A 10042-nucleotide genomic window follows, 5' to 3' on the forward strand; every position below is an offset into this window, starting at 1 on the left:
TGCTGGAACAGGCAATGGTAATAACAGGTAAAGGTAATAATACTATTACCGACATTAGCCACCACCGGATCGCGGTCTGAAATCACAGCGTGGATGGTGTATTTCTGCTGTTTTTAGCCGAATAGTTACTCTCGAGTTAGCCTCACTCAAAAATAAAGTCACCCTCCTCAGCAGGCCTCTGTTCGTGAGGCCGCTATCCGCTCAGCCAGCCAGGCTTCAACCTCGCTTTTCAGCCACCGGGAGCTGCGCCCCAGCTTAACTGGCTTCGGGAATTTGCCCTCGCTTATCAGCCTGTAGAACCATTTGTCGGTCATGCCGGTGCAGGTGGTGATGAACGTCATATCAACAAGCGTATCGTTCAGTAAAGCGGGTGTGTCGTTCATGGGATTGCTCCTGGATTAAGTCTGGCGATGTGCCACAGGAGACGATGCCGGTTGCCACAGGATGAGGAACGGCCATCGTTCTCATACCATGTGCATGACCTTAAAAAAATACATCTGCAGTCATTGCTGTGCGTTGATAGTGTTGCTTTGGTGAAAGGGAAAACAGCCTTGCCATTGTACTCTCCCTCCCAGTGAGTATGGAATTTTACGAAAGCAAAAAGGCTTGTTCATAAATTTTTGACACTTTAAAAAAAGCGAAATTCATGAGCAGCAAAAACAGATAAAGGAAATCGTTTTCATTCGTATTTGTTTTTTTTCACTGGATGAGAAGACTATGGCGACGAGTGTGTTATTGCACAAATCTTGTACAGGACTACAGGCGGTATCGCGAGGCGGGACGATTAAATTACGAACAAAAAGAGGATGCGCCAGAGCGCGTTATAGCTTGACGGGATGAGTCAGAACCGGCTTCTGTAATGCCAGCAGTTATGCAGCAAGCAAGACCTTAATACAGACAGCATATAGCCATAAAGGTAAGCCTGGATTGTCACCAAGATTGAGAACACCTCCCACTAATCTCATCCATTTTTTTATAAAGAAGGTTAAAGTCTTCAGCTTTCCCCCCCTGCCATTGCAGGGTTTCACGTTCTTCTGAATATATGCATACTGGCTCAGAAAAAATATTGTTGTAGAATGCTATTAAATCTTTACGATTGTTAAGGCGAAGTTCACTGATAAGAGAAGACTCAATGACGGGAAAGTCGATCAACCCGTCAAAACTGACACTGAATGGCAGCGCCATAAAAGCGCGCCGTATCCCTGAACGCAAAATTCTCAGAGTGAGATAAATCGCCAGAAACTCCAGAAAAATAACAAAACCCACGTATTTCTCCTGGACTTTCACTAGCTGTTCGGCAATGTGTGGTATGTGCAAACGCCTCATCTCACAGATAAAGATATTAAACAGAACAGGTCTTGATTGCGGGAATTTTCTTTCAGCCCCCTTAAACTGCATGGGGTGATACCGATAATTAATGCTAAATAATTCCATCATTCTGCAAACGCGGGTAAGATTGTATTTATTCACCAGGAAATTAAATAAACTCATTTCGCCTTGCGTCTTAGTTGCAGTTTCAGATACCTCAGATACCTCAGATACCTCATCATTTTCCTTCATTTCTTCAATTTTGTATTTGTTTTTTAAAAACGCAGGGGCGACGATTAACATGTCGGGGAGCAGGAAATTATTCCCTTCAGAAGGAAATGATAATATATTCAAAGAGATATCTGCATTACCCGTAACCAAATTAAGTGATGGAAAGACCTTGTATTTTTTACATGTATCAATCCATGAATAAAGTTCGTACAGTTCCCTGACATCATCCAGACGAACATTCTGCTTACCAGAGGCAGCGGCTCTGCGAACCCTGGCATCAAGGTTGTGCCATGCTCTCGTTTTACGAATCTGCTTCAGTTTGAGATAGAAAGAGTAGGGATACTTTAATTTGCAAATCTCTGATTTTTCATAAGCTTTAGATACATACTGCCGGGGGGCCTTCTTAGGGTATATAAACTTCCTGTTCTTCGGGCGTTTCGTTTTTCGGGGGATAGCCTTGTTTATTCTATAAACAAGATCGTTTTTTTTACGCTCACTGAGTTGACAAAAGCGCAGATAGTGCTTTTCACAGAGCCTTTTACTTATGGCTTCCGGCTTCTGAAAGAGAGGCTCACAACAATTTTTACGCACGCATTTAGCCATTTTGCTGTCCGTAGTTCAGAACGTTTCCCATTCGTATAGCTCCAGTACAGAGAATGAAGCAGAGACTGCACGCACCTTTTATCACGCCATTATCACAGTTTTCAACCTCTGCAGGATACGTTGCTGGTTTATAACAGCGGCTAACGGCCGACGCCGTAGAGGTCCGGGCATTTGCGTTCGAGGTGGTCGGCCACCAGCGCCGGCGTACGGCCAGAAACAACGATGTCTGTCAGATGTCAGCAGCAATGCCCTGGACATGCCGTGAATTGGGCCCGCCGCCGACCTTCGCATTATGCTTTTCGCAGCGGCAGCCGCTGTTGATTTTTACCGGCGCGCCAAAGTGCGTGCGCACATATTCAGGCACCGTAATGAGCTCAGGGGAAATGCTGTCGAATCCGCAGTCGCAATGACATGCAAACTCACTTTGATATATTTAATTAACTGAAATTACCCTTTTAAAATATCAGCAACATGGCAATATCAATGGCGTTTGTCAGCAAGTAGTACTCGTCACAATTTTTGATAGATTTTCTCTGGAAGCATCCTTTGGCTGCCGCACCCCGTGCTGCATTTTTTTATCTGATAATCCCCTGTGCCGCCTGGCGAATACGCATTTTTACGTAATCCACTGACGGTTCAACCAGACCCCGGCACTCAGCGACAACATCACTGGCCGTTGCGATGCAATCTGAACAAATCCTGTAAGACGGAAGGCGCACGATAGCACCAGCGTCCCGACGCCTACCGCACGCGCTGCACTGAATACTTGCGCAGACAGCAGCCTGAGGAATGGAACATTCATCCAGGAAGAAGTAAACAAACGGTAATATATTGATAAAAAGAAGGAAGTTTTTTAGGGGTGGAGGGAGTTAGTCCCAAATTTAGTGCGTGTTTTAACGTAAAAAAGAAAAAGAAGGTGTGAAAAGATGATTAAAAAAGGCCGCGATAGCGGCCTAGAGGTTAGTGACCAGCCTTACAACCCAAGGCTTTTTTTGACTATCTCACCAACAATGGGCCACATCACTGGTTGTACCGACTCCCAAACGGGACCGCAAACCTTTTCCAGTAACGATTTTGCCTGTTTGCCATCGCCATCATTTGCAGCAACCACAGCAGCTGTAATCTCGGAACGCTGGGTATGACTAACTACCTGTCCCTGCTCTTCAAGGATAGAAATGAGCTTTGCAACGATCTCAGATTCTGTACCGGATGTAATGTTCTGAGACTGAGATACAACGTCTCCCTGTCCCAGTTGTGTATTGCTGAAATGACCGCCATTAATGGTGAGATTGTTAACTATACGCTGAACATGCTGCGGACGATTTGGGGCTTTTCGTGACTCTTTATAACCAGCTTCGGTTAAATATACGTACTCACGTTTACTGTATGTCCCAAGAAAGATAAGAGAACTATTTGGATCATTTTCCATCATCACTCTTGGGCCAGTTTTTATCAATTTTGATTTCTCAAGGTCTCCAAAGGCAACATCGAAATCCACAGCATTGAAATCAGCCACATTGCATACAGCTGTAGCTAGAGCTTGAACATTCGGACCTTTATACCCATTTTTCAAATCTTTAGCAGTTAATCCTCGGTCGCTAAAATCTGCCAAGAGCGTTCCTAAAATCTGCTTTGCTGCTTCGTCTAATTGTCCGGCCATTTTAATAATCTCTTTATGCTAAGTCCTCCTAATTCATGGGGGTTAATGAAACAAAAATCAACCACTTCACAAATTATTATTTTTCGGCCAACCCTCATCTGAATCACTTTCTTGAATCTTTCTGGCCATTTCATCACGAAGATCATCTATTTTGTCCTGTACTAACTGAACGGCCTTAGGGGTTAACGCGCAATCTCGCTCCAGTATATCCGGCAGTGTTTCCAGCACCAGAACAACTGCTTTCGCCAGCGCTGCATATTCTCGAGCAACCTCATCGGCAGGGATCAACTCTCGTGATGCGGCTTCGAATCTCAGCCTTTCGTTTTCCGACTGGTACTAGGCTTTTCTGTCCTGCGGCGACATGTCGCCATTTTCTTTCACGGACGGCGTAAGCAGGGCCTGAAGTGCCGGCCCAAGTTCGTACACCTTCAGGTTTTCGCCGTTGCCTGCCACCAGTTCCAGCTCACGCAGTCGGCGCGCGACAAGATTACGATTCATCCCCACCAGCTCCGCCAGTTGAGAGACATTAATCTGCATCCTGCTCAGCCCCATAAAATCTCCTCCGCTGCACGGTCACTTTTGCAGCAAAAGCAACCTGTAACATTTAAAATCAATCAGTTAACCAACTTCTGCTGCACGCATAAAATGCGAAAAATCAGCCGTTTTCCGCGTGTCCACCGCCCCCCCGGTGTTCAGAATCGCCAGGAGGACCCGTAAAAAAGGCGGCCCAAAGACCGCCAAAGGATTACCACACCAGAAATCTTACGCACCCTCTGACTTCACCATGCCGCGCCAGTCGAGTGGAGCGACACCAGCATCAATGCGCACCTTGAAAGTCACGCCGTCCACGGTGAAGCCCTGCTGCTGTTCAAGATACGGCGTGTCGATGCCGTCCAGATACGCCACCTCGATAGTGTCTTCGCCCTGACCTGCCAGCATGTACCAGGCTTTAAGACTCTCAGCGTCCAGCCGCGGCTCCGTGATGACCGTCAGCGCATCGTTGTACGGGTTGAACACGCCGCTGTTCTGCATACGCATCGCTTTACGCCCTGCGCTCAGGCCAGGAATATCGAGAGCAATTTTTAGCAGGTTATTGTGTGCTGCATCGAAAATGGCTTTGCCGTCGCCCATTTTGGGATTTCCCAGCAGTACGGCATAAACCAGATCCCCGACTGTACGGCTGGCGGCCGCACCCATTTTTTGAGGAATACTGGTTAACGCGCTCATGTCGTCGTTAATGATCGCCTGACGGTCGATACTGAACAGCTCGCCGTAGGTCGCCAGTGCAATCGGTTCGCTACGATCTGAGGTTGTAGCGTATTTATATTCAGCCCCCGGGCGCACCTCGCGCAGCGATTTGAAACCATCCAGCCCGGCGCGGTGCGAGACTTTGAAATCTGGCAACGTCCCTCTTTTCGTCCACTGCTGGAATGTTTCCGGGGAGGTCTCCCAGCCCTTCAGAAGTGATTTATTCGCAACGTCAGCCAGGATGCCGCCAAAATCACTGGTGCTGTGGGTAAACGCCATACCCACCATACCCAGCGGATTACCCGGAATACCACTCACGCCGCGATCAACCAGCGAAGCGCGCGCCAGTTCGCGCAGGGTGTAACCGTTATAGCGGTTGCCCTTCTCTGCCTGCGCCAGCCCGGTACGCGCCAGCAGAGCCGCTTTTACCGAATCCCCTACAATGTTTCCGTTACCTGAATACACGTCTATCGCTCCTGGTCCGGCGCAGGGAGTGATCCCCGCTGCCAGACTCGTTAAAATTTTCTGACGAGCCTGCTCCTCGGTGATGGAGCCGCCCACAAACTCAGCACGAATACCGGCCGCCCACTCATGCGACGCAAACGCAGAGAAAAGCGCTTCTGCTTTCTGCTCCCGGCTTTCCGGCTGGCTGGTGGTTTTCATCCCCTCGCGCAGCTGCTCCGGCGTGCGGGTGAATTTTGCCACCAGCGAATCACAGCCCGGCGCCATGGCAAACATCTGTCCTTCTGCCGGGTAGATTTCGTCAACAAATCCCTTTTCTTTTGCCTCAGCCGCCGTCAGCCAGGTTTCAGCATCCATCATGGCTTTTACCTCAGCCTCAGGCAGACCGGATTTTGCAACGTAGGTGGCAAGCATGGTGTTGCCGATCGTCTCCAGCACGCCAGCCTGTCGTTGCATAACGGTTGTTGGTTAGAGGCCCGTTAAGTGTGGCATCACTGACGGGCCTCGTTAATTATCTATTGCTCTTTATCTGGCTGGTACGTACCATCAAGATAACACCACTCCAATGGTACGTACCAATGCAAGATAAAAATTCGAAGGCCACATTTGAACGCTCCGGCAGCACAAAGAAAAACATACGTTTCGAGGATGAATTGCTCGAACAGATTAATTTAGAGCCTATCTCAATAGGGTGTGGGTTTTTCATCAACCTGATTTTTTCACAGGTATGGAAGCCTTGTTTCACCTGACTTTGAGCATCGAGAAACAAGGGAAAAGCCTTTATTCAATAACCTATTGAGATAGGCTCTTAGTTGCTGGTCCGGGTAATTTCAGTGCCTGGGTAAAAGAAGCCTGTCGTGAAAAGCTTCGTAAAAACGGGATAGAACCTAAAGGCTAATTTATAAATTTTTAGCAAAAATTATAATTTTATAATGCTAATTTTTTGATAAAGGATAGACATGAATAATACAACCATATATTTCTACATAGATGAATCAGGGGATAAAGGTTATTCGGATTCCAAGCCCTGTAATCAAATTGGCATAATGGCTGGATTCCTAATAAATGATTGCGATGTGGAAAAGTTTGAAAAAAAAGTAGAGATTGGCTTACAGGATCTACACTTGGAACCATCTAATAAATTGCATATGTCAGCTTTAGAACCTGAACAGCGACAAAAAGCTATTGAATTGGTAAAAAGATTATTTAGAGAATTTAATCTAAAGTTTTTTTATTCTGTTATATACACTGAGTCATACGCATCTTACGTAGGAAAGAGCACGGAAACCAAAAAAGAGTCAATGCACTCACAATTGCTACAAAACATTTTAATAAAAGCATTGACATTATGCACAAAACTTATTGAGAAATTCAAAACCAATATAACTATACAAATTATAAGTGACAACATAGATGCCGGTGTAATAAAGATCATGAAAAACGATTGTTCCCGAATCATAAACTTATTCAATGGTGAAATAAATAAAAGGTTTATTACGAAAAAACAATACACTGAATCCAAAATTATTAATTTGTCACCTGATCCAAGGCCTAAAAATGGAAAGCTCACACTTGAAATAAGAGTGGAAAATTCACCAACCACATTTATTGCTGATGTATTATCCTATACAACCTTTAAGCATTTAACAAAATACATGAAGGAAAATAAAAATGAAAAACTTAATACAACAAAATCGACTTCAGGCCATCCATTAGAAGAATTTTTGATGTTGCAGTACACCACGGATATTGACGACATAAACTTTGAAGGCGTAGTTTTTGGTCCCGGGAGAGAAAATTAATTTCATAGAAGGTATCGGCTTTAACGATACCTTCTATATTTTAATGAGTTAGCTATCATGTCTTCCAGTTTACTCTAAGCCTCTGAAAGAAGACAAACAACTGCTTGAACTTTAGTTTTGCAGCTCTTCTTAAATTTTCCTTCCTGTTTCATTCGCTAGCGAGTTAAGTTAGAAAAATTGGAATATATCAAAAAACCATTTTCAAATTGCTCCCCGCCACAAAGCGAGGCAGGATGAAAACGGATCAATGTGAGTTCGCAAGCTCTCGTTGCTTCTCGAGCCATGCTTCAACGTCTTCCCTATACCACGTGTGGCGACGTCCAATCCTAAACGGTTGAGGAAATCCATTTTCTTTGTCTTGCCAGAATTGAATGAATGCGCTCATTGCCCCATAGCGCAAAATTTTCATAACATCTTTAGTAAATAAAATTTCATCATTAGTATTCATAAAATCTCCTTAACCGTTTACAACCTTCAAACCCTTTTTACCACCAGAGCGGTTAATCACACCCTCTCTCGCTGCTTCAAAGAAATCCCCTACCCACTGCATCATGATTTTACGCTGCTCTAAATAAGTGGTCCTATTATAAATATCCCTTATTTTTTCGCTACTCTTGTGCGCCAGAGCCGCCTCAATCACATCTGGATTAAAGCCCTCTTCATTTAATAAAGTGCTCCACATGGAGCGGAAACCATGCAAAGTAGCCACACCTTTAAACTTACTTGCTGCAAGTGGTGTTTTGATAGTATTTCTACCCATAGGTGCATCCTTTGTTCTTGATTAATAAAAAATATAGCGCCCTTTCTTTATCTTTTCCATGTATCGAAGGATCTGAATAGCTTGCGATGAGAGAGGTACAACATGCTCACGATGACATTTCATTTTATGTTCAGGGATAACCCACAAACTTGAATCAAAATCTATCTCAGACCACTCTGCAAGGATTGCCTCTCCTGGCCTGACCATGGTCAATATCAGGAATAGCAGTGCATTATGCGCTATTTGATAAGCATGAGGAACACTATCCCACCAGCTAAGAAATTCAGGAAGTCTCTCTATTGGCAGCGCTGCTAATGATTTATTTTTCTTTCCATTGAACGCTGTTTTTATCTTGAGTAGTGGATTTACTCTTATAGAGCCAGAGTTTACAGCGTAATTCATTATTTCATTTAGCCGTGATATCAATTTTTTTTGCAACGCGCTTTTATCTGAAACAGTATCCAGAGCCGCTATAGCGATAGGCGCAGTGATTTTTTCGATATTGTATTTACCAAATAAAGGAACAAGATATTTATATACTTCGTATTCGATATTATACAATGTAGGTTTTCGTAGTTCCGCCTCTTTTTTGAATGCAAACCATGTGTTCGCTATGGATTCGAATGTTTGCAAATTTTTAAGCACCGCCTCAGCCCTTCGATTTTTCTTTTCCGTCACCGGATCCACTCCACGTGCGATCATTCTGCGTAACTCGTCACGTTTTTCTCGTGCTTCTGCGAGGGTAAATTCTGGAAAGCGCCCAATGGTGTAGGTCTGCCGCTTCTTTGTTACCGGATGGCTATAGCGAAATCGCCATACTTCCCCCCCCACCTTGCTCACGTTCAGCAGTAAGCCAAAGCCATCATAAACAGCAAAGGCTTTGTCACGTGGTTTCAGCCCCTTAAGCTCAGTAACAGTTAACGGTTTGATTGACATTTTTCTTCCGCATTTTTAGTCCGCTGCATAGTCCATTTAAACCAACAACAAACGATAAAAAGACCATTTATCAAAAAAAGTTAGATAGCCCGTAAATTTATAACTTATTGATAAGAATATAAAAAAGCACATAAACTTCAAAATCAGTAAGAAATGTACCCTACATTGACGAGGGTACCATTCACATCAGGTGACATAACCTCCCGGCATTTGGCGATGGCCGCTCCAGCCCGATGCCACGCATCATTATCCCGGTCTGAAATACGCAGCACCTCTTCCATTGCTGAGATAAGTTCTTCAGGAATCACCGTAGAGTTGCCATCGGCACCCTGAAGCATGGCGGCGCGGCACGCATTCCATCCAGTTTTTTGCTGAACGGTGCCGAATTGGCACAGCATTGCAGCGGCCGCCATGAATGAGCCGAACTCGTAATAGTTTGCCGGGGCATTGACCTGGTAATGACCTCCAACATGTTCAGCCCACTGTCCAGGCGTCCATTCAAAGCGCTCGCGATGCTGCGCATCCGGCACACATACAGCTGATGGAATACCACCATCGATATCGATAACAATCATCGGATACCGCACCGCCTCCAGCTCAGCAATACGCTTCTCTGCGGCTTCAGGTCGGGTGCGCTGCTTTTCAATTGCCAAACATGTCTGGTCATAAGCTCATTGAGTTGGCGTGCGGTTTTCAAAGCGGTCATTTGCTGATTTGATGTCAGATTTAAGTCCCGCAATGCATTTGTCTTTGGCTTCCACTGAACTACATCGGCGGCTTTCTGGCACTGATCAACAATACTCACGTCACAACCGGTATCGAAGCCGTCATCAGTTTCAAAGCGAAACTCAACCGTGTCCCCGTCGATAACTTAAGATACAAAAACTGTCCGGAGATGGCGAGTCAGGATCTTTTAACCTGCGGTAACCAGAAGAGACTTTTAGTTAACAAAATTGCGAAGGGTATAAAGTCAGGACGGGGGCACACCTTCAGGCCGTTTCTGACTGCGAACCCGTCCTGGCTCCGCCGATG

Annotated in this window: 8 protein-coding genes and 2 pseudogenes; 1 reads left to right on the forward strand and 9 read right to left on the reverse strand. The window is 45.1% G+C overall.

Annotated features, from left to right (window positions below):
- Nucleotides 1-167: 167 nt before the first annotated feature.
- The 6 genes and pseudogenes from OVA10_RS23105 to OVA10_RS23125 all read right to left on the reverse strand — a co-directional run bounded on the left by OVA10_RS23105 (nt 168) and on the right by OVA10_RS23125 (nt 5968).
- Nucleotides 168-383 carry a helix-turn-helix transcriptional regulator gene (locus tag OVA10_RS23105; RefSeq protein ID WP_050862691.1) on the reverse strand — a complete coding sequence of 72 codons (216 nt, stop codon included), beginning with the start codon at nt 381-383 and terminating at the stop codon, nt 168-170.
- A 547-nt stretch (nt 384-930) separates the two neighbouring features.
- Nucleotides 931-2142: a hypothetical protein gene (locus OVA10_RS23110; RefSeq protein ID WP_268196962.1), complete on the reverse strand. Its 1212-nt coding sequence runs from the start codon at nt 2140-2142 to the stop codon at nt 931-933.
- Nucleotides 2143-2371: 229 nt separating this feature from the next.
- Nucleotides 2372-2575, reverse strand: coding sequence for a D-Ala-D-Ala carboxypeptidase family metallohydrolase (locus tag OVA10_RS26215; RefSeq protein ID WP_442788004.1), 204 nt, complete (start codon nt 2573-2575; stop codon nt 2372-2374).
- Between the two features lie 540 nt (nt 2576-3115).
- Complete coding sequence (locus OVA10_RS23115; protein ID WP_268196963.1) at nt 3116-3802, reverse strand: hypothetical protein; 687 nt, start codon at nt 3800-3802, stop codon at nt 3116-3118.
- A 66-nt stretch (nt 3803-3868) separates the two neighbouring features.
- A pseudogene (locus OVA10_RS23120) lies at nt 3869-4354 on the reverse strand (DUF1441 family protein).
- A gap of 210 nt (nt 4355-4564) precedes the next feature.
- Nucleotides 4565-5968: a phage major capsid protein gene (locus tag OVA10_RS23125; RefSeq protein WP_268196964.1), complete on the reverse strand. Its 1404-nt coding sequence runs from the start codon at nt 5966-5968 to the stop codon at nt 4565-4567.
- A gap of 503 nt (nt 5969-6471) precedes the next feature.
- On the opposite strand from OVA10_RS23125, the gene OVA10_RS23140 reads away from it, so the two are divergent.
- Nucleotides 6472-7314, forward strand: a complete 843-nt coding sequence (locus tag OVA10_RS23140) for a DUF3800 domain-containing protein (RefSeq protein WP_268196965.1) — start codon at nt 6472-6474, stop codon at nt 7312-7314.
- Between the two features lie 244 nt (nt 7315-7558).
- Here the strand turns inward: OVA10_RS23140 and OVA10_RS23145 are convergent, their stop codons facing one another.
- The 3 genes and pseudogenes from OVA10_RS23145 to OVA10_RS23155 form a co-directional block, all read right to left on the reverse strand.
- On the reverse strand, nt 7559-7762 hold the full coding sequence (locus tag OVA10_RS23145) for a helix-turn-helix transcriptional regulator (protein WP_262809185.1): 204 nt from the start codon (nt 7760-7762) through the stop codon (nt 7559-7561).
- Between the two features lie 9 nt (nt 7763-7771).
- Nucleotides 7772-9010: pseudogene (locus OVA10_RS23150) on the reverse strand (tyrosine-type recombinase/integrase).
- Between the two features lie 143 nt (nt 9011-9153).
- Entirely contained in the window at nt 9154-9663 is a 510-nt protein-coding gene (locus OVA10_RS23155; protein WP_268196966.1) for a hypothetical protein, read from the reverse strand.
- Nucleotides 9664-10042: the final 379 nt, after the last annotated feature.

Origin of the sequence: Lelliottia sp. SL45 (assembly GCF_026672535.1) — a bacterium.
GTDB classification, from domain to species: domain Bacteria; phylum Pseudomonadota; class Gammaproteobacteria; order Enterobacterales; family Enterobacteriaceae; genus Enterobacter; species Enterobacter nimipressuralis.

Coding starts and splice junctions, on each gene's coding strand:
- OVA10_RS23105 (WP_050862691.1), bottom strand. CDS start 383: ATGAACGACACACCCGCTTTACTGAACGATACGCTTGTTGATATGACG.
- OVA10_RS23110 (WP_268196962.1), bottom strand. CDS start 2,142: ATGGCTAAATGCGTGCGTAAAAATTGTTGTGAGCCTCTCTTTCAGAAG.
- OVA10_RS23115 (WP_268196963.1), bottom strand. CDS start 3,802: ATGGCCGGACAATTAGACGAAGCAGCAAAGCAGATTTTAGGAACGCTC.
- OVA10_RS23125 (WP_268196964.1), bottom strand. CDS start 5,968: ATGCAACGACAGGCTGGCGTGCTGGAGACGATCGGCAACACCATGCTT.
- OVA10_RS23140 (WP_268196965.1), top strand. CDS start 6,472: ATGAATAATACAACCATATATTTCTACATAGATGAATCAGGGGATAAA.
- OVA10_RS23145 (WP_262809185.1), bottom strand. CDS start 7,762: ATGAATACTAATGATGAAATTTTATTTACTAAAGATGTTATGAAAATT.